At 56.9% G+C, this 20,728-nt stretch carries 17 protein-coding genes; 10 read left to right on the plus strand and 7 right to left on the minus strand.

Annotated elements, in window-relative coordinates; translation table 11 throughout:
• Window positions 1-198 precede the first annotated feature (198 nt).
• Window positions 199-336: a hypothetical protein gene (locus tag PHACT_RS16330; protein ID WP_169819425.1), complete on the plus strand. Its 138-nt coding sequence runs from the start codon at window positions 199-201 to the stop codon at window positions 334-336.
• Window positions 337-367: 31 nt separating this feature from the next.
• Here PHACT_RS16330 and PHACT_RS08830 read toward each other — a convergent pair whose 3' ends face one another.
• On the minus strand, window positions 368-2,923 hold the full coding sequence (locus PHACT_RS08830) for an efflux RND transporter permease subunit (RefSeq protein WP_245730665.1): 2,556 nt from the start codon (window positions 2,921-2,923) through the stop codon (window positions 368-370).
• A gap of 165 nt (window positions 2,924-3,088) precedes the next feature.
• Here PHACT_RS08830 and PHACT_RS08835 point away from each other — a divergent pair, with 165 nt between their 5' ends.
• Entirely contained in the window at window positions 3,089-3,904 is an 816-nt protein-coding gene (locus tag PHACT_RS08835; RefSeq protein WP_070117039.1) for an SDR family NAD(P)-dependent oxidoreductase, read from the plus strand.
• A complete protein-coding gene (locus PHACT_RS08840; protein ID WP_070117041.1) occupies window positions 3,901-6,009 on the plus strand; it encodes an acetoacetate--CoA ligase in 2,109 nt (702 codons plus the stop codon). The genes PHACT_RS08835 and PHACT_RS08840 overlap by 4 nt, the downstream gene beginning before the upstream one ends.
• Here the strand turns inward: PHACT_RS08840 and PHACT_RS08845 are convergent, their stop codons facing one another.
• On the minus strand, window positions 6,010-6,840 hold the full coding sequence (locus PHACT_RS08845; RefSeq protein ID WP_169819426.1) for an MlaA family lipoprotein: 831 nt from the start codon (window positions 6,838-6,840) through the stop codon (window positions 6,010-6,012).
• Window positions 6,841-7,067: 227 nt separating this feature from the next.
• Here PHACT_RS08845 and PHACT_RS08850 point away from each other — a divergent pair, with 227 nt between their 5' ends.
• Window positions 7,068-7,655 carry a TMEM165/GDT1 family protein gene (locus tag PHACT_RS08850; RefSeq protein WP_070117045.1) on the plus strand — a complete coding sequence of 196 codons (588 nt, stop codon included), beginning with the start codon at window positions 7,068-7,070 and terminating at the stop codon, window positions 7,653-7,655.
• 6 nt (window positions 7,656-7,661) lie between these two features.
• The gene (gene hrpB, locus PHACT_RS08855) at window positions 7,662-10,124 is read left to right on the plus strand and encodes an ATP-dependent helicase HrpB (protein WP_070117046.1); all 2,463 of its coding nucleotides are present in this window, start codon (window positions 7,662-7,664) and stop codon (window positions 10,122-10,124) included.
• 22 nt (window positions 10,125-10,146) lie between these two features.
• Here the strand turns inward: hrpB and PHACT_RS08860 are convergent, their stop codons facing one another.
• Complete coding sequence (locus PHACT_RS08860) at window positions 10,147-10,899, minus strand: AsmA family protein (protein WP_070117049.1); 753 nt, start codon at window positions 10,897-10,899, stop codon at window positions 10,147-10,149.
• Between the two features lie 135 nt (window positions 10,900-11,034).
• On the opposite strand from PHACT_RS08860, the gene PHACT_RS08865 reads away from it, so the two are divergent.
• Both PHACT_RS08865 and PHACT_RS08870 read left to right on the plus strand, forming a co-directional pair.
• A complete protein-coding gene (locus PHACT_RS08865) occupies window positions 11,035-11,910 on the plus strand; it encodes a dienelactone hydrolase family protein (protein ID WP_070117051.1) in 876 nt (291 codons plus the stop codon).
• A gap of 76 nt (window positions 11,911-11,986) precedes the next feature.
• A complete protein-coding gene (locus PHACT_RS08870) occupies window positions 11,987-13,150 on the plus strand; it encodes a peptidyl-alpha-hydroxyglycine alpha-amidating lyase family protein (RefSeq protein ID WP_070117053.1) in 1,164 nt (387 codons plus the stop codon).
• 51 nt (window positions 13,151-13,201) lie between these two features.
• Here PHACT_RS08870 and PHACT_RS08875 read toward each other — a convergent pair whose 3' ends face one another.
• Window positions 13,202-13,792 carry a LysE family translocator gene (locus tag PHACT_RS08875; protein WP_070117055.1) on the minus strand — a complete coding sequence of 197 codons (591 nt, stop codon included), beginning with the start codon at window positions 13,790-13,792 and terminating at the stop codon, window positions 13,202-13,204.
• Between the two features lie 126 nt (window positions 13,793-13,918).
• Between PHACT_RS08875 and PHACT_RS08880 the strand changes: the two genes are divergently transcribed.
• Window positions 13,919-14,836 (plus strand): SMP-30/gluconolactonase/LRE family protein, encoded by a 918-nt coding sequence (locus tag PHACT_RS08880; protein ID WP_070117057.1) that lies wholly within the window; start codon window positions 13,919-13,921, stop codon window positions 14,834-14,836.
• A gap of 113 nt (window positions 14,837-14,949) precedes the next feature.
• On the opposite strand, the gene chrA is transcribed toward PHACT_RS08880, so the two are convergent.
• From chrA to selD, 3 genes are read right to left on the minus strand one after another with little or no spacing between them, the layout of a single operon-like run.
• A complete protein-coding gene (gene chrA / locus PHACT_RS08885; RefSeq protein WP_070118261.1) occupies window positions 14,950-16,149 on the minus strand; it encodes a chromate efflux transporter in 1,200 nt (399 codons plus the stop codon).
• Window positions 16,150-16,189: 40 nt separating this feature from the next.
• Window positions 16,190-17,284 (minus strand): tRNA 2-selenouridine(34) synthase MnmH, encoded by a 1,095-nt coding sequence (gene mnmH / locus PHACT_RS08890; protein ID WP_070117059.1) that lies wholly within the window; start codon window positions 17,282-17,284, stop codon window positions 16,190-16,192.
• Window position 17,285: 1 nt separating this feature from the next.
• Entirely contained in the window at window positions 17,286-18,365 is a 1,080-nt protein-coding gene (selD, locus tag PHACT_RS08895) for a selenide, water dikinase SelD (RefSeq protein WP_070117061.1), read from the minus strand.
• A 160-nt stretch (window positions 18,366-18,525) separates the two neighbouring features.
• Here selD and PHACT_RS08900 point away from each other — a divergent pair, with 160 nt between their 5' ends.
• Both PHACT_RS08900 and gmk read left to right on the plus strand, forming a co-directional pair.
• A complete protein-coding gene (locus PHACT_RS08900) occupies window positions 18,526-19,737 on the plus strand; it encodes a Vgb family protein (RefSeq protein ID WP_070117062.1) in 1,212 nt (403 codons plus the stop codon).
• Window positions 19,738-19,902: 165 nt separating this feature from the next.
• Window positions 19,903-20,520 carry a guanylate kinase gene (gene gmk, locus PHACT_RS08905; protein WP_070117064.1) on the plus strand — a complete coding sequence of 206 codons (618 nt, stop codon included), beginning with the start codon at window positions 19,903-19,905 and terminating at the stop codon, window positions 20,518-20,520.
• The last annotated feature ends 208 nt before the right edge of the window (window positions 20,521-20,728 follow it).

A 20,728-nucleotide genomic window follows, 5' to 3' on the forward strand; every position in this document is an offset into this window, starting at 1 on the left:
AGATGTTTGACACATGGACTGTGTTAAACAAAGGACTGCGCAAAGCAAAGGAATGCGAAAAGGATGATCAGGAAGTGATCAACCTGACGTAAAGAGAAATGGATTTTTTGCAAGCCAGTTGTGACATGCGTCACACTGGCAGGGAAAGTGAAGCCACCTGTATTTGGCGACACTGTTTACTAATGTCCAGGAGGATATATGACTAAGCTTTATTTGTTATTTTTAGTTTCTGTATTGGGTTTGGCCGCTTGCGACCAGGGCCCTGCTGAAGAAGCCGGCGAAAACATAGACGAAGCCATGGAAGAAGTCGGTGATGAGATCGACGACGCTACTTGATAGTTGATTGATAGTAGTCGCTGTGTTTGCGCTACTGCTGAGCCGCTGGCTTGATAAAGCGGCTTAGCAGGAGCGGCAGCAAACACAGGTCTGCCAGCAGCGCCAGCAACATTGCCAGCGCTGTCAGCAGTCCGAACACCACACTGGGTACGAAGTCTGAAAACGCCAGCATTGAAAAGCCGGCACCAATCAATAAACTGGTATACAGCATCGCCATTCCCACGGTTGCATGCGATCGTTTCACCGCCTCTGCCGCATCCCCTTCTTTTTTCAATTCTGCCAGGTAACGATGCACGTAATGTATGGTGTCATCCACGGCAATGCCCATGACAATCGCCGCGATGGTAATGGTCATCAGGTCAAGTGGTAACCCGACCCACCCCATCACGCCAAAAATGGCTGCGGTGGACATTATATTAGGCGCAATGGCGACCAGCGCCACACCCAGGGATTTAAATATCAGCAGGAAAGCCAGCGTTAGGGCGATGTAGACAATAGCCAGTGTCGTCACCTGCGAGTCCGCCAGTTTCTGCATGATGTCCTGATACAGCATGAACAGACTGGTCAACTGATACTCGGATTCGTCGATACCCAGTTCTGACATGTCATTTTTTACATTCTGCAGTAAATCTGCACGGTTCAGCCCTTCGGTCAGGTCTTCCACCCAGATATTGAACCTGACTTCATTGTCGTCTTCGTTAAAAAACGAACCAATGAGGTCGTCTCGAAACGATTCATCCATCATCCAGTACAGCGCGGTCAGTTCATATTCGGTCAGCGGCCGGTCGTTGTTTACTTCGCGCGCCAGATCAGTCAGGTTGACCGGTGACAGAATGCGACCGGTGGCCTCGTATCGCTCCAGGCGATTCTGAATCTGCTGCATGCTCAGTACGCTGCCAGCAGTCATCACAATATCGGCATTATCGGGTTGTTCAGGTAACTGGTAGATCACATCCAGCGGCGTGGTACCGCCGAACTCCTGATCAATGTAGGCCAGTTCCTGGTATATCTGGGTTGAGGGTTTGAAGTAGTTGATGAAGCTGTTTTCCACACTCAATTGCATCGCGCCCGATACGCCAACACCCAGTATCAGCAGACACAACACAATAACAACCGCTCTGAATCTGAGCACCATGGCCTGAAACAGTTTTACCAGCCCTGTCAGGGGCGACAGGTCCTTGCGAACTTTTTCACGTGGCAACAACTCGATCAATACCGGAAACAGAATCAGGCTGACCACAATCGACACCGCCATGGCCGTGATCATCATCCAGCCAAAGGATATGACGGGCTGTATACCGCTGAAAATGAGCGCAGCAAAGCCCACGGAGGTGGTGATGCCGGCAAAAAAACAGGGGCCCATCTTTTCCTGTAGCGTCGCCCGCACCAGTTCTCGCTGTGTCAGACTGTTGTCACCTTCGGCAAACTGACGGTACTGAACTATCAGGTGTATCACGATGGCGAGCGTCAGAATAAGCTGTAACGCAATAAAGTTGGCCGAGATCACCGTTGCTTTCATGCCCAGTAGCGCAAACAGTCCGATGGTTGGTAACACACTGCAGATGCAGCACACTACCGGGATCAGAATCCAGCGCACACTGCGGAACAGAATCAAAAGCACCAGACAGATCATCAGCGCAATGGCGGCGCCAAAAACTGTCAGGTCATTACTGATGATCTCAACGAGCTGATAGGCAATGACGTGCACACCACCCAGTCGGATATTGGCTTCGTCAGCGTAGTCCGCTGCAATGGCACGCAGCTGATCTATCTCTTCGATTCGCGTTTCCTCAAGCGCCTTTTCAAGCGGCTCACGCTCATCGACCAGAGACTGTCGCTCCCGCTCTTCTTCGTCGCTCAGCGTTCGTTCGACCGATGCGCTGTTCAGGTCGTTGATGCGACCGTTGATTTCCTGCAGCCGCTCATCGCTGCGAAACAGAATCTGTAATGCCGTTGCGGTCTGCTCGCTGTTGACCAGCAAATCCTCATAAACAGGATGATCGGCAAATTCCTGCTGAATCTGCTCGATGGTGAATTCACCTGCATTGATGGTCATGTCTTCGAGATCGCCACTGACGTCCCGGACCGTGTCGACATTGGCGAACAGCGGCACATTGAGCATGTTGCGCACCGACTCAACGCGCTCCATCGCCTGCACGGCGTCAGTCAGCGCCCGGACATTGTCAAAGGTCTGCTCAGAGTAAAGCGGATGCGCCGTGGGCTCGTACGTCAGCAGCAGAAACTCCTGCGGCGCGTAGCGCTGATTCACGTCTTGCGTCTGGATATAAAGTTCGTTGCCCTGCGTCAGCAGGGTGTCAGGTGAGGCATCAATTTCGAAGTTACGTGACTGCCAACCCAGTAAGGCCACCAGAATCAGGAACCCTGTCAGGATCAGTTTGGGCCAGTTCAACATCAGGTCAATGAAAGCTGATTTCAGACGGTTGGTGGCACCTGGGGGCTTTGGTGATCGGTTGCGTGAAGCCTGGTTATCAGGGGTCTGGCTGTCGCCGGCATTCGCCTGGTCTGTTGCTTCCTGGTCAGACCCGTTTTTCTCAGATCCTGCGTGTTCAGACTTAGGGGATGGCATCCTGCGACTCCTGACTACGTTGGGCGTCCAGAATAGAATTATTGTTGACCAAAGTCTACGTTCCACAGCGCAGCGTGTGCTGTGCATTGCTATCAGCGCCCAGCTTGTTTATGCTTTTCCGGTACTTGCATCTTCGATAATAACTAACATAAAGAGGGAATTTTTATGGCAGGTCGTCTACAGCACAAAGTTGCACTGATTACCGGTGCCACCAGCGGGATTGGTGAGGCAACGGCACGCGTTTTTGCCGCTCAGGGTGCGCAGTTGCTGATTGCCGCGCGATCGACGGAAAAAGGTGAAGCGCTGGCCGCACAGTTAAGCGAAGAGTTTGGTGTCCAGGTCATCTTCAAACGCACAGATATCATGATCGAATCCGATATTGCTGCCGCCGTTGACGCCGCAATGACCGCCTTCGGTCAGCTCGACTGCCTGTTTAATAATGCCGGCGCCGGTGAACGCAGCAGTGCCGAATCGGTGACGGAAGACGAATTTGCTCACGCCATGCGGTTGCTGGTCGGCGCACCGGTTTTTGGTATCAAACACGCCGCCCGTGTCATGAAATCCACTGGCGGCGGCAGTATCATCAATAATGCCAGCATCGCCGCCCATCGTTACGCTCAGGGCGGGTACCTGTACTCAGGGGCCAAAGCCGCTGTCTCCCACCTGACGCGCCTGGCCGGTGTCGAGCTGGGCCCCTGGAATATCCGTGTCAACGCCATCTCCCCGGGCGCCATTGCGACGCCCATTTTCTGGGGCGGCTCTGCCCGGGCGCAAACCTTGAGCGATGCCGAGAATGAGGCCAAAATGGCCAAGCTGGAAGGCAACCTGGCGAAGGCGACACCCATCCCGCGCTCCGGTCTGGCCCTGGATATCGCCAATGCCGCCCTGTTTCTGGCCAGTGACGAAAGCAGCTACATCAACAGCCACGACCTGGTTGTTGATGGTGGCCGTATCGCCATGTTCAATGAGAAGTCCTCATGACGCCGGCAAAACCGCTGTGGCGGCCATCGGCCGGACGCATCGGTGACGCTGGCATCACGCGCTATCAACAGTGGCTGAAAGAGACTCACGGGCTGTCGTTTGCGAATTATGAAGCGCTCTGGCAATGGTCAGTCACCGAAATAGAAACGTTCTGGCAGACCATCTGGGACTATTGCGGTGTCATTTCTCATACTCCCTACGACCAGGTACTGGTCGAACGCACCATGCCCGGCGCGCGCTGGTTTGAAGGTGCGACACTGAATTACGCTGAACACAGCCTGAGCCGGGCTCACCTGGCAGTGGCTGCGGACGAACCGGCGATTATTTTCCAGTCCGAGCTGGTCGACCGAGCGGAAGTGTCCTGGCAAACCCTGAACAATCAGGTCGGGTCGATCGCAGCGACATTAAAAACGCTTGGCCTGAAAGCCGGCGACCGCGCCGTGGCCTACATGCCAAATGTACCGGAAACAGTCGCCGCCATGCTGGCGGTCACCAGTCAGGGTGGCATCTGGTCCTGTACCGCCCCCGATATGGGTGCAGTGGGCGTGCTGGATCGCTTCCGCCAGATAGAACCCCGTATTCTGTTTGCCATCGATGGCTACCGCTATGGTGGTCGCGATTACGATCGGCGCGACATTGTTCAGCAACTGGTGCGGCAATTGCCCAGTGTCGAGAGTGTCATTTTTGTGCCCTATCTTGACCCGGCCGCCGAACTGACGCTGGAATTCCCGGACGAGCCAACGCGCCAGGTCAACGTTATTGATTTTGAAACCGCCACCAGCCAACCGCAACAGGTCGAATTTGTGGCGGTGCCGTTTTCTCACCCCCTCTGGATTGTTTATTCCTCGGGGACAACTGGCATGCCCAAGCCGATTGTGCATGGCCATGGCGGCGTGGTTATTCAGAACCTCAAGGCCGGATTGTTGCATGGTGACTCCCGACCCGGCGATCGTGCCTTCTGGTTTACCTCGACCAACTGGATTATGTGGAACTCTGTGGTCAATGGCCTGATGAACGGTGTTACCATCATGCTGTTCGATGGCAACCCCGGCTACCCGGACTGTACCACCTTGTGGCGTTATGCCGCGCGCGAAAAAATGCATGCCTTTGGTACCAGCCCTGCGTTTATTGCACTGTGCATGAAGGCTGGCATCAATCCGGCAGAACAATTCGACCTGACCTCACTCCGCTCCATTGGCTGCACCGGCTCACCGCTGAGCGAGGAAGGCTACCGATGGGTGTATTCCCATGTTAAACAGGACGTCCGTCTGGGCTGCATTTCCGGTGGAACAGATCCGGGCGCGTGTTTTCTGACAACCTGTTCCATATTGCCGGTGTATGCCGGTGAGATGCAATGTCGTGAAATGGGGGTGGCGACGCAGGCCTTTGATGATGACGGCAACGCTGTCATGGATGAGGTTGGCGAACTGGTGGTGACCGAGCCGATGCCTTCCATGCCCCTGTTTTTCTGGGGCGACACGGATGGCTCGCGTTATTATGAAAGTTATTTTGAAACCTATGCGGCAACCCGACCCGGTGTCTGGTGCCACGGTGACTGGTTGCGCCTTATCCCGCGTGAAGAGTCAGTGACCGGTATCATTTACGGTCGATCCGATTCCACGATCAATCGCCACGGTATTCGCATGGGCACCAGCGAAATCTACCGCGTTATTGAGGAGCATGATGAGGTACTTGATTCACTGGTGATAGACCTGGAATATCTGGAGCGGCCGTCATATATGGTCCTGTTTGTTGTGCTGCGTACACCCGGCGTCACTGACGTTGTGCTGAGCGGCCCGGCGCCAGACGGTGAAATCGCGGGTGCGGCATCCAATGGCCAACCGACGCCGGAACAGACCGGGGTTTCCACGGCCCTGCGCACGAAACTGCTGAGCGCGATTCGCACCACCTTATCGGCACGTCATGTGCCGGACGAGGTGTTTGCGATACCGTCGGTACCACGCACGCTGTCCGGCAAGAAACTGGAAATCCCGGTGAAAAAGATTCTGTTGGGCAAGGATATTGCCAAGTCCGTCAACCTCGACTCCATGGCGAACCCGGCATCCATCGACTGGTTTGTCGACTTTACTGCATCACGGGGTTGATCACTCAGCTTCTGCGCGTTCCTGCGCAGCGTAGGCGGCATCACGCTGAATACCCTGAATATGCAGATTACGCATAAAGATATAAGGATCTTCGCTTTCCGCTGTGATGTCGGTATAGGACTGAATCACCGGCGCATAAAGCTGAAAGTTGTCGAACACGCGAACGGCTGTGGACTCAGGGTTATCAAGCAGGTATTCAATTGAGTTCAACGGCATCTCCAGCAACATTCCGCCGGCATTGCGCAGATTTGATGAACCAATAAACGGCAGCACCAGATAGGCGCCGTAACCGACCCCGTACCTCGCCATGGTGTCCCCGGCACTGGTCACCTGTCGCTCCATATCCAGCCAGGATTCAGCCGGATCAAAGATGCCGGCAATGCCCACCGTGGTATTCACCAGAAAGCGGCCCAGATCTCTTGCAGTCTGATCCGGTTTACCTTGAAACAGATGATTCAGCGCGTATATAGGCGTGCGCAGGTTATAGAAGAAATTGCCTATGCCTTTCTTGACAGGGTCAGGTGTTACATTCAAATAGGTGCGGGCCGCAGGTATCAGCACATAACGATAGGACACATCGTTAAAAGCAAAAACAGCACGATTCAGACGAATCAGGGGGTCGCGGTAGCCAGCAACCTCGACCATATTGGGGCCAAAACCTTGTGCGTCCCCATTGGCATCGGTCGCCCGTTCAATATTTGGCACCACGTTGGGTTCAACATTGTCATCAACGGGCGGTGCCGGTTGCGCCAGTACCAGTGAGCCGGGCAATGCCAACACGAGTGCCAATGTCAGGGCCATGCTGCGAAATTTTACCAAATCAGTTCCCACTGTCGTCTCCTTTTCGCCGGCACCTTTGCATGGCCAGCTAACAGCTACATCGGTGATTTTGTTCCTGATCTTCCAGCGCTCAAGCATACCCACTGTCCGGACACCATACAATTTAAATCTGATCCGGTTGCCGGGTTGGCTATCCTTGCCGCAGTGGCGCGGCTTCGTTAGAATTCGGCAGCATCGCCATTCCAGTGCAGTCCGCTGCCAATACCCCGAGACTTTCCATGGACGCTTTTTTTGTTTCTACAGGCCTGGTAGCACTGGCAGAGATGGGCGATCGCACGCAGCTGTTGGCATTTCTGCTGGCCGCCCGCTATCGTAAACCCATTCCCATCATCCTCGCCATCCTGCTAGCGACCCTCGCCAATCACGCCTTTGCCGGCCTGCTTGGTACCTGGCTCACGACACTGATGGGGCCGCAGACATTGCGCTGGGTGTTGGGGCTGTCTTTTATTGCCATGGCCATCTGGGTGCTGATCCCTGATGATCTGGATAATACAGATACCCACGCCACTCGTTACGGCGTGTTTGGTGCCACCTTGATCACATTTTTTATTGCCGAGATGGGAGACAAAACACAGATCGCGACCGTCGCCCTCGCCGCGCAATATCAAAATCTGCTATGGGTGGTTCTGGGGACCACGCTGGGTATGATGATTGCCAATGTGCCAGCGGTCTATTTGGGTGACAAGCTGGCACATAAATTACCCATCAAGGCGATACACATGGTCGCTGCTGTCATCTTTCTTGCGCTGGGTATCGCTACTTTATTGGGTATCGGCGGCGATTTCGGCCTGACCGACAGCGGATAACCGAATATGACACGCGCTGATGCGCCACTGCCCATTGATGCGGTCCTGCCCGCACTTCGTGCCAGCCTGCAGCAGCAGGCTAACTGCGTGCTGGTGGCGCAGCCCGGCGCCGGCAAAACCACCCGGGTTCCGTTGGCCTTGCTGACGGATACACCGGACCAGAAGCGCTGGCTTTTGCTTGAGCCCCGGCGGATTGCCGCCCGGCTTGCAGCAGGGTTCATGGCCGAGCAACTGGGGGAGCGTGTCGGTGAGACCGTTGGCTATCGGGTCAGGGGCGACAGCCAGGTCAGCGCCAACACCCGTATCGAAGTCGTCACGCAGGGTATTCTGACCCGGATCCTGCAGGATGACCCCACGCTGGACGGGATCGCCGGGCTCATCTTTGATGAATTTCACGAACGCAGCCTGGATGCCGATCTGGGGCTCGCGCTGGCACTGGATGTGCAACAGGGGCTGCGGCCCGACCTGAGAATACTGGTGATGTCTGCGACGCTGGATACTGACGCGCTGCTGCGCACCTTGGGCGAAACGACCCCGATTATCGATTGTCCGGGCCAAAGCTGGCCGGTTACCACCGCATACCGGCCGGCGCCCACGAATAACAATCGCCATGACAACGCAGCCAGTCACCAGACTGCTGTCATCCGCGAAGCCTTGTCAGCGCAGGACGGCGACGTGCTGGTGTTTCTGCCCGGCCAGGCCGAGATTCGTCGCCTGCAACGCCAGCTCGACAACCTTGCACCGGACATTGATGTTCATGCACTCCACGGACAGCTGCCGCTGGCCGAACAGCAACAGGTATTGCGCGGCAGCCTGCGCAACCGTCGCCGGGTCATTCTGTCCACCGCCATTGCCGAATCCAGTGTCACCGTGCCCGGCGTGCGCATTGTGGTGGATGCCGGCCGCGAACGGGTACCAGTGTTTCAGCCCCGGTCCGGGCTGACCCGGCTGGACACCCGAACCGTCAATCGCGCCAGCGCAGACCAGCGCCGGGGGCGGGCCGGCAGGCAGGGACCGGGCCTGTGTTATCGCTTATGGTCTCAGGAGCAGGTGCTGACCTCCCATCGGGAAGCAGAAATGCTGCAGAGCGACCTGTCATCTCTGGTGTTTGAGCTGGCGCGCTGGGGCGTTACCGATGTCAGCACGCTGCGCTGGATGACACCACCACCGGCCGCGGCGCTGAGTAGCTGTCGCGACATGCTGTTATCACTGGACCTGCTGGAGCCCAATGGCAGTCTGACTGTGCTGGGACAGCGCTGCGCTGAATGGCCCACACATCCACGGTTTGCGCTGATGCTGGAATTCAGTCGCCAACAGTCTGCCATGGTGGCGGCGGCCTGTTGGTTGGTGGCCTGGCTGGAAGAGCGTCCGGGTGAGTCAACTCTGGACATGGCCTTGTGCCTTGCCTCGCGACCACGGCAGCAGACGCACGGAAGTGCCGGCCGCTGGCGCCACATGGCACAACAATGGGCACGTCGGATGCGGTGTCAGCTGGACGATGCCGACCTGAACCAGGCACCGGCATTGCTCGCACGCGGCTTCCCTGAACGGATTGCCCAGAACCAGGGTGATGGCCGCTTCAAACTTGCCAGCGGCGGCCAGGCCCTGCTGCCCGAACACCATGCCCTGCGCAACCAGGAGCTGCTTGTCGCCATCGACCTGGACGGGCAGGCCAGTGCCGCGCGTGTGTTCCACGCCATTGCCATCAGCAGGGATGTTTTGCTGCAGACATTGCCTGCCGCTGCTGTCTGGCAGGATCGGGTGTACTGGGACGACAGATCCGGCCAATTGATCGCCGAACAACAACAGCGCCTGGGTGAACTGGTCTTGGCGACACGTCAGCCTGTTGCGGGCCCCGGGAATTTGTCGCCTGACGTGGTCAGCCGGGCCTTGCTGGAGGCGCTGCGACGTAACGGATTGCCCTGGACAGACGACGACAGGGCGCTGATGGGTCGCCTGCGTCTGTTGCACAAGACGCTGGGCAAGCCCTGGCCCGAGGTGACTGATGAGGCCCTGCACGCTGACCTGGAAAACTGGCTGCTGCCACACCTGAGCGGCCTTCGCCGTCTGGACCAGGTCAAGCGCCTGCCCCTGTCCCGGTTGTTTGTTCAAAGTCTGGACTGGGCGCTGCAGGCACAACTGGATCAACTGGTACCCACCCACCTTCAGGTGCCCAGTGGCTCCAGCATCCGGCTGGATTACAGCGGGGATGAACCGGTATTGGCGGTAAAACTGCAGGAAATGTTCGGGCAGACGGATACCCCCACCATTATCAACGGCCGGGTGCCGCTATTGATTCACCTGCTGTCTCCGGCACGCAGACCCGTGCAGGTCACCCGGGACCTGGCCGGATTCTGGGCCGGTAGTTACTTTGAGGTCCGCAAAGACCTGCGCGGCCGCTACCCTAAACATCCGTGGCCGGACGACCCGTTGCAGGCGCCGGCCACACGTTTTACCAAAAAACGTTGATGTCAGTGATCGCGTGACCTCGTTACAGCCCCAGTCGATTGCGCAATTCATCGGCCGCGCTGCGAGCTGTCTCTTCAGCCTGTTGCAGTTGTTCCTGTAACGCTTCAACGGCCTGGCCTGCACTGTCCCGCAATTGTGATGCCGGCAGGGATGCAAAGGCCACCGCTGCGTTGCGTGCCAGCTGCGTTATCAATGGCCGTGCGACCTGCTTCGCCAGTTCCGGGGGCGTGCCTTCAGCGGCCGGCAGTTCTACGTTGCCCAGATTGACATTGACCGCCGTTGGCAACAGATTCGATTGTAATGATGCCTGTATGCCGCTGATGGTGACAGCGTCCAGGCCGATGACCGGTTGCGGGCCGGCCTCTGTCTCCGGTGCCGACTCCTGTGCCGGAAAACGCGCCCTGATCACATCGATATTGGACTGCGCACCCTGCAATTCGTACAACACATACGGGTTAACGGTATTAATGCTAGTAATCCGGATCACATCGGAGCGCAGACTGCTCAGATCGATGGCAACTCTCAGCTCATCAAAGCGCACCATATCCTGATTGCTGAAGCCTTCCGGGTTGGCAATGCTGAACCCGGACAGCGTGGCGACGCCTGCGGTCAGATCAATGGAGACGGAGTCCACCCGGACAGCAGTCCCCAGGGCCTCGGTGCCGTTGCTCTCGATACCCTGCTTTACCATCGAGTCCAGATTGCTGACCAGATAGAACAGGCCTGCGCCCACCAGCAATGCTATTACCAACAGTCCGATAAATAGTTTTTTCATACGTCCAGCTCCTTTGCTTTTACGTAGACCCAACACTATGAGTGCCAAGCACTTATGGCGTCAAGATACCTTTATTAGATGCCCGTAATCCATTAGCATGGTCGGCCCGAGCTGTCCGATTTCAGGAGAATAACAATGTGTGACCTCGATACGCTTGAAGAAAACAACGAGTTTTTACGCAAGTCCGGTCAGATCAGTCGTCGTCAGTTCAATACCCTGACGGCCGGCGCAACCCTCGCCATGATGCTGCCGGCCGTTGCCAATGCCCAGGACGTGGTTGAGTCAGACGTTATGATCGAAACCCCGGACGGGGTCGCCGATTGCTATTTTGTGCACCCCGCCAGCGGCAAACATCCTGCTGTCATCATGTGGCCCGATATTCTCGGCCTGAGACCGGCCTTTCGCGAAATGGGCAAGCGCCTTGCCCAGTCCGGATACTCGGTATTGGTTGTGCACCCGTTTTATCGCAGCGCGCCCTCGCCCGTAGTACCCGAGGGGGCCAGCTTTGGTGACCCGGAAATCCGGAATCTTGTGCTGCCGATGGCACAGGCCCTTAACGCAGAAACCCATGTCACTGATGCACGCACCTTTGTGGCCTGGGTTGACCAGCAGGCGGCTGTTGATACCAACCGCAAAATTGGCACCATGGGTTACTGCATGGGCGGCCCGATTGTGATGAGGACGGCGGCGGCATTGCCCGAACGTATCGGTGCCGGTGGTTCCTTCCACGGTGGTGGCCTGGTGACGGACAGCCGTGACAGCCCGCATCTGGGTATCCCCACGATGGATGCGCATATGCTGATTGCCGTGGCGGACAATGATGACGAACGCGACCCTGAGACCAAGCATGCCCTGCGCGCCGCCTTTGAAGCTGCCAACGTGCCTGCCGAAGTCGAAGTCTACGAAGGTGCCATGCACGGCTGGTGCGTCATCGATTCCACGGTGTATCACGAGGAACAGGCCGAGCGCGCGTGGGGACGCATGCTGGCCATTTTTGAATCGGCCCTGTAACGGTCGAGGGCTCACGCCCTGTTTTTAAGTAAATATAAATCAATAACATAGATGTTTATTACAACAGAGGTATCTGATGAACAAGAAACAATCCTTCACCCGTCATCGCTTGCTGCTGACCACGGCGCTTTCCGGCGCCATGGCCCTGCTCGCCGGCACCACACTGGCCCAACCTGGCGCCACCGGGCCCGCCGAGCACGCGGACATTACGCCCATCAACAACCTGCCCAACCCGTATGAAACCATGCGCGACTGGGGCACGCTGCCCGACGATCGCGACTGGGGCTCAGTCAGTGCAGTGCATGTGGATGTCGACGGTGTTCATATCTGGGCCGGTGACCGCTGCGGCGCCAACTCTTGTGCGCTGTCGGATGTGGATCCGATTGTAAAGCTGGATCCCGAAGGCAATGTCGTGCAGAGCTTTGGTGCCGGCCAAATTCTGTGGCCGCACGGCATGGAAGTGGATCATGAAGGTAACATCTGGGTAGCCGACGCCCGATCCGCCAATGCACAGGAACTGGAACAGAACCCGGACGCCTACGGTGGCCATCAGGTAGTCAAGTTCAGCCCTCAGGGCGAAGTCTTGATGGTGCTGGGTACACCCGGCGAAGCAGGCGATCTGCCCACGCATTTCACTGAGCCCAACGATGTACTGGTTGCACCGGACGGCCATATCTTTGTGTCGGAAACACACAGCGCACAATTCCGCGACGAAGACGGCCCGACGTCAATGAGCCGTATTGCCAAGTTCGCGCCCGATGGCACCTTTGTGAAGAGCTGGGGCAGCTGGGGTTACGAAGATGGCGAAATGCGTTCCCCGCACGCGCTGGCGATGGATTCACAGGGCCGCCTGTTCGTTGCCGACCGTGGTAACCGTCGTATTCAGATATTCGACCAGGAAGGCACGCACCTGGACACCTGGTATCAGTTCAGCCGCATCAGTGGTCTGTTTATCGATGAAAATGATGTGCTGTATGCCATCGATTCAGAGTCTGACAGCAACTACAATCCGGGCTGGCGCAAAGGCATGCGCATCGGCAGTGCACGTACCGGCGACGTCTGGTACTACATTCCCGAGCACAATTCCGAGCGTCCTACCGGCATGGGCGGCATTGGTGCCATGGGTGAAGGGGTTACCGTGGACAGCGACGGCAATATCTACGCCGGCGAAGTCGGTCCGGTACAAGGTATGACCAAGTTTGTACCACGACTGCTGCCAGACAACTTCCCCACTCACTAACAACCTGAGTGGCGCTGAACAGGCTGTTGAAAAAGTGTTTTCAACAGCCTGTCAGCTTAGCAAGTCGAGGATGACAGGCACCATCGACAACACCAGCAACCCCGCCATCAGATAATTGAAGCGCCGCAACCATAGCGGATCTGCCAGCAGTTTCTGCAACCCTACCCCGAACAACAACCAGGTCCACGCGCTTGGCACTGCCGCGAGTATAAATATCAACGTCATGTTGATGACTTGCTGGTTCATGTTACCGGCTGCCGTGGTAAAGGCAGCTATTGCCCCTGTCGCCATGACCCAGGCTTTTGGGTTGACCCACTGAAAAGCAGCAGCCTGCAGAAACGTCAGCGGTTTGATATCCTTGACCTGTTGCGGTCGACCACTGCGGGCAATACGCCAGGCCAGATACAGGAGATAGGCAATACCAACCACGGAGATGACCGTGTGCACCTGTGGATAACGCTGAAAGATTGCGCCCAGACCGAGGCCGATGGCAACAAACATTGCTGGAAAGCCAATACACACACCCAGCAACAAGGGCACACTGCGGCGAATACCAAAATTGACGCCGGAACTCATCAGCATCACGTTGTTGGGACCGGGTGTTATCGCCGCCGACAGCGCGAACAGAAAAACCGATATCATGAATTGTGTGGTGATATGAATGCCCCTGCAATCTTGTAAACTGTTCGACAGGCTATGGAATGAATTAATTAACCCGTTGTTAGTCCGGGCAGTATACTAGCTGCCCCTGTTTAAGGAGAAACACTGATGAAAATATCCTGCCTTGCCGGCGCTGTCGCGCTGGCTTTCAGCACCTGGAGCAGCGCACAGACCTTTACCGCCGGTGAACCACTGGCAACTGTCAACGAAGCTGGCGAAGCCACACCGATGTCGAGCAACGTCAAAGTATTCGGCAGTTTCCGTTTTGCCGAAAGCTGCACCTTCGACCCTGAGCGCAACCTGATTCTTGCCATGAACGCAGGTGTACCGCAGGCCATGGAAGAAAATGACGGTTATGTTTCACTGATCAACCCTGATGGCTCGGTGCATACCGCCAAGTGGATCGGCAACAGCCGCGACGGCCTGACCCTGAATCAACCGCTGGGCAGCGCCGTCCATGATGGTGTGCTTTACGTGGCGGATACAGCGACGGTGCGTACATTTGACCTGGCCAGTGGCCAGCCCATCGCCGCACACTCTGCCGCCAGTGCTGGCGCCAATGGCCTTAACGGCATCGCGGTCGCTGAGGATGGCACCATCTATGCGTCCAACACTCGCGATCCGCAACGGGTTTATCGAATACCACCGGACGGCGAAGCATCCGTCTTTATTGATGGTTCACCTTTGATGCTGCCCAATGGCGTGGCCGTGGACAACGATGGAAATATCGTTGTCGTCAATATCGGCAACAACCATGTAATGACGTTCAACACTGACAGCGATCTGGTCAACACGGAGTTTGCAGCGGAAAGCGGCAATGACGGCATCGTGGTGACCGAAGACGGTACCAAGTATGTCAGCAGTGTGCGTTATGGCAGTATTTCGAAAATTGTGCCTGGCGAGGAGGCCGAAGTGATTGCAGTGGGCATCCCCAGTGCGGCGTCGATCTGTTATGACTCGGTACAGAATCAGATTGTGATTCCGATGAATAACAATAATGCGCTGGGGTTTTTGCCGCTGGATTAAGGGCTGACTTGTGAGAACTTGAGCCTGCAGGGCCAATGCATGGAAACCGATGGGGTATGGCCCAAGCCAATTGGGGCATACGCCCACCGGTTTCTGTCATGGCCAGCGTTTCCTCAGGTTAGTATGAGCCCTGTCAGTGCGGTTGCGATGACCACCAGCCAGGGCGGTATTTTCCAGGCCATGAGCGCGATCAACGCCACCAGAGCCATGGCGAACTCTTTGGCACCGACAATGGCGCTGGTCCACACAGGATCGTAAAGCGCGGCCAGTAGCAGTCCCACGACACCGGCGTTGATACCCATCAGTGCCGATTGCATTCGCGTGCTGGCACGCAGTTGCTGCCAGAATGGCAGTGCGCCAGCGATGAGCAGGAATGACGGCGTGAAGATGGCGAGCAGACAGATCAGGCCACCCAGCAGCGCAGTCGGCGGTTGCGTCATGGAAGCACCCAGAAACGCCGCGAAGGTAAAAAGTGGACCTGGCACAGCCTGAGCAGCGCCGTAGCCGGCCAGAAACATGTCTTCCGGTACCCAGCCCGGCGGCACCACTTCGGCCTGCAACAACGGCAGCACCACATGCCCCCCGCCAAACACCAGCGCACCCGCACGGTAGAAAGAGTCAATCAATGCCAGCGTATGCGATGGAAATAGATTCAACAGAATGGGCAGCGCCAGCAGCAGGAAAAAAAACAGACCTAACCAGAACGCACCAGCGCCACGTGTGACCGGCACCTGCCAGTCGTCAGCGAAGTTGCCCGCTGCCGGTTTGAACACAATCAGGCCGACGATACCGGTCGCTACGATAACGCCCACCTGGGCATAGACCGACGGCAGCAATAGCACCAGACAGGTGGCGACAGCCATCAGGGTCAGGCGCGGGGTGTCAGGGCACAGATTTTTTGCCATGCCCCAGACCGCCTGCGCCACCACGGCTACCGCCACGACTTTCAGGCCCGATAACAACCCTGACGCAACCGTGCCCTCGGCAAACCCGTAAATGCCGACCGCCAACAATATCAAAGCCAATGCCGATGGCAGCGTGAATCCCAACCAGGCAGCCAGCGCGCCACGATACCCCGCGCGGGATAATCCCAGTGCCAGCCCGACCTGACTACTGGCAGGACCGGGCAGAAACTGACACAGCGCTACCAGGTCGGCATAGCTATTTTCACTGAGCCAGCGCCGGCGACTGACAAACTCATCACGAAAATAACCAATGTGCGCAATTGGGCCGCCAAATGACGTCAGCCCCAGACGCAGAAACACCAGGAACACCTCCAGTGCGTTCACCTTTTGCTGGTTTTCTTCTGCCACCACTCAATCACTCCTGTTGCCAGCACTGCCCGGGCAAAGTTCAGTTGTTCTGTGTCGCCAAAAACTCTTTGACGGCACCGGCATTACCGCTGAATATCACGCGCCCGGTATGTTTCTGCGCCTGAAAATCATACATCGGATCATAATATTCTTTCAGCAGAGTGCGAATCCATATCCGATGTTCGCCCGGGTCACCAGCCTTATGGTTTTTTATGGCTTGTTCCATCTGTGCCGCCACGGTCGCATATCGCTCTCCGCCCAGACGTTTGCGCACGCGGAACAGTGAGTCGCGCAGATCCTCTATAAACAGTTCAAAGCCGGGCTGCGCGCCGGCATGTTGCTGCCATTCGGCTGATTTGCGCAGAATATAGTTGACGTAGGAATGCTCGGTTCGCGCATCAAGATCGCTTGTCAGTTGTATCAGTGGCGCTTTGGCCATGGCATCCCGCAGATTCTGCGGCAGCGCACAACGCCCGATCAGACGGCTCTCGTCTTCCAGTACGATGGGCTTGCCCGGGTGTTTATGCACATGCCTGAGCATGGCGATAATCATCCGGTTCTCAAAATCTATCTGTGACGGCTGTCCGTCTGCACGCTTGCCAAAAGCGCTGCCCCGATGATTGGCAATGCCCTCCAGGTCAATAGCGTCAGGTATCTCAACTAAAAGATCGGTTTTGGCAGAACCGGTATGGCCGGCAAGGATCTGTATTTCCTGCTCATCACAGATCTGCTCCAGCGTTGCCAACAGATACTGTCGCATGGCTTTGTAACCACCGTCCACTTTTGGGTAATGCAGACCTGCTTCTGCTATCCATTGCTGACAGATCTGTGATCGTAGCCCGCCGCGAAAGCAGTACAGATACCCTTGCGGCGTTGCCCGCGCGCGCTCCAGCCAGGCGTCGACACGCTGCGCTTTGGTGGCGCCATTAACCAGTTGATGCCCCAGTGCGATGGCAGCCTGCTGTCCCTGTTCTTTGTAACAGGTGCCCACCGCAGCACGTTCATCATCTGTCATCAACGGCAGGTTGACGGCATTGGGGAATGCCCCGCGAGCAAATTCGATGGGCGCCCGGGTGTCTATCAATGGCACGTCATTCAGAAACAGGGACTGGTAATCCCGGGTATCGGCTCGCATGTCAGATGAGCCTGACACGAACGGCCGATTTATTGACCGAAGTATCTGTAATCGATTTCATTTCCCCGATAGGCGAACACAACTCCTCTGGTACGCCTTGCTGGCGCAGCACTGTCTCGACCTCGCCACGGCTCTCAGGCTCCACGGCAATCAACAGACCGCCACTGGTCTGCGGGTCACATAATAAGTGTCTGAGATCATCAGCCATCGGCGCCAGTTTGTGTCCGTAGCTGTCATGGTTACGTAGCGTGCCTCCGGGTATACAGCCCTGCGCAATATAATCTGGCACGGCTGGCAGCACCGGCACGCGGTCGGCTATCAGGTCTGCATAGAGATCACTGCCCTCACACATTTCCAGCAGGTGTCCCATCAAACCGAAACCGGTGACATCAGTCATGGCTCTGACGCCGGCTATCTGCGCCAGCGCCAGTCCGGGCGTGTTGAGCTGACACATGACATCACGCGCCAGGAATTCATGTTCAGGTTTTAGCCGGTTCTTTTTTTGCGCGGTGGTCAACACACCCACGCCCAGCGGTTTGGTCAGGTACAGCAGGCAGCCATCGGTGGCGGTATTGTTCTGCTTCAGGTGGTCACGCGCAACCAGCCCGGTGACCGCGAGACCGAACACCGGCTCCGGACAATCAATACTGTGCCCACCGGCCAGTACCATGCCGGCATCGGCGCAGGCCTGACGGCCGCCATCAACCACCTGACCAGCGATCTCCGGTGGCAGCTTGTCGACGGGCCAGCCCAGAATGGCAATGGCCATCAATGGCCGTCCGCCCATGGCATAGATATCACTGATGGCATTGGTGGCCGCGATACGTCCAAAATCAAACGGATCGTCAGCGATGGGCATAAAAAAATCGGTGGTACTGAGGATGACCTGGCCATTGCCAATGTCATAGGCAGCAGCGTCATCACGGGAACTGTTGCCCACCAGCAAGGCGGGGTCAGGCGCGAACTGGCGCTGAGAAGTCAGAATGCGATCGAGCACGGCCGGCGCAATTTTGCAGCCGCAGCCGGCGCCGTGGCTGAAGGCGGTGAGGCGAACCGGCGCCTCAGTTTCCTGATAAGACATAGCGTACGTATCCTTTTGAGTTGTCTGATTATAGCGCGCCTGTCTGCAGGATGCTCTTCACGGCGGTATTAGTTGACGGTTTGTGGACATTGTTGCAAGCTGCGACAGCCTGTCTGATTCTTATGCGTCTATAAAAAAATGCTTTCAAGGAGTCTCGACTATGTTCAAGCACGTACTTTCGCTTGCAGGTGTCGGCGCGGGTTTACTGGCCGCCACGTCAGCTTTAGCCCAGCCCGGTGGCAATAATGCACTGCCGGACGGCCCGGGCAAGGAGCTGGTGGAAATTGCCTGCACTACCTGCCACGGTCTCAACTATATCCAACGCTCCGCGGGCTATGCTTCTGCCGCAGACTGGCACCGGGTGTTTTCCACCATGGTCCGGTTGCCTGAAGCGCAGGCCGAGACCATTGCCACTTATCTGGCGACACACTTCCCGGAAGACACCAGCCGACGCCCCAATCTGATTGCCGGGGATTTTGATATTGAGATCACTGAATGGCAGGTACCCACGCTGGGCCAGCGTTCCCGTGACCCCGCCGAAGCACCCGATGGCTCCATCTGGTGGACCGGCATGTGGGCGAGCCTGGCCGGACGTCTGGATCCGGAAACCGGCATGATGGAGGAATTCAAACTGCCACCCAGTGCGCGCCCCCACACCATTGTGCCCGATGACGATGGCAATATCTGGTACACCGGCAACAGCAACGGCACCATCGGGATGCTTGATCCGGAAACTGGCATGATCACCGAATATCCTACCGAGGCACGGGATCCGCATTCTGCGGTTTTCCACCCTAACGGTAATCTGTTTTTCACGTCACAGGGCGCCGGCATGCTGGGTCGTCTGAATCCGGAAACCGGCGAAATGCGGGAAATCCAGACCGAACCCAGACCCTACGGCATCAAGGTCGATCAGGGCGGTGACGTCTGGGTCGCCTACAACGGCACCAACAAGCTGGGCCGCATGGACCCTGAGTCCATGGAAGTGCGATATTATGACGTGCCTGATGAGCGCACCCGTATCCGTCGCCTTGACCTGGATAGCGAAGGCAACGTCTGGTTCGTCAATTCCACCATGGGCAAAATCGGCAGACTGGACCCCGACAGCGGCGAGATCACGCAATGGGATTCACCCAGCGGACCCGACTCGCACCCATACTCGATGGCCGTCATTGATGATGTGATCTGGTACAACGAATCCGGCATGCGCCCCGATGCACTGGTGCGCTTTGACCCGGCGTCCGAGCGTTTCCAGAGCTGGGCCGTGCCTTCAGGCGTGGGCATCATCCGCCATGTCTGGGTCACCGAAGACAAGAACCTGTTGATTCACCAGAGCAGCAGCAACCATATCGGGCTGGTCAGGATTCCCTGATGGTGATTCGAACCTGCATGGCGGCAACGTCCCTGACGGCCGCCGCGCAGGTTCTGGCCATTGTCACCAGGCCAACAGGGCGGTGGACACCCAGGGCAGGATTGACTATAGTTCTGCCGCATCACCACCCACTCCACCCGCTGACATCGCAGTCCCGATACCACTATGGCCCGAGGCACGCTTTACACAATCTCCGCACCCTCGGGCGCCGGTAAAACCAGTCTGGTCAACGCCCTGCTCGCCGATGGCGACAATGCCCTGTGCGTATCGATATCTCATACCACCCGAACCATGCGGCCCGGCGAACAGAACGGTGTTAATTACCATTTTGTCTCCCGCGAGCAATTTCAGAGCATGCGAAACGCCGGCGATTTTCTTGAATCAGCGGAAGTATTCGGCAATCTGTACGGAACGTCGCGCATCTGGGTACAGGAGCAACTGGATCAGGGCATGGATGTGATACTGGAAATTGACTGGCAGGGCGCCGAACAGGTCCGCAAGCTGATCAAACCGGTAAAAAGCATCTTTATTCTGCCACCGTCGCTGCCCACGCTGCAGGAACGACTGACCGGTCGTGGCCAGGACGATGAAGCGACTATCTCCGGTCGCATGCAACTGGCAAAGAACGAAATATCGCATTATGGCGAAGCTGACTATCTCGTCATCAACGATCAGTTTGATTCAGCATTGGACGACCTTCGCGCGATTATCCGGGCTGCCCGCCTGGAGCGCGAGCAACAGCTGCGCAACAACGGAGCCCTGCTGCAGGACCTGTTGGCCTGACTGTTATGTTGAGAATACGCCTTACGGCAGACTTTACAGGCGTTTTTGTCGCCGTTTCACGGAATTTGCATGCAAGCCGTGTATAAATTCAGTATCATACCCGGTCCTCTGTTATAAGCCCCGATGTGCGCTGGCCTGGTATCCCCGGTCGCGATGCGTCAAATCATGGCGTAACTGGCTCCTGGCAACAGAGTCAAGCAACAGATTC

This window comes from Pseudohongiella acticola, assembly GCF_001758195.1.
GTDB lineage: Bacteria > Pseudomonadota > Gammaproteobacteria > Pseudomonadales > Pseudohongiellaceae > Pseudohongiella > Pseudohongiella acticola.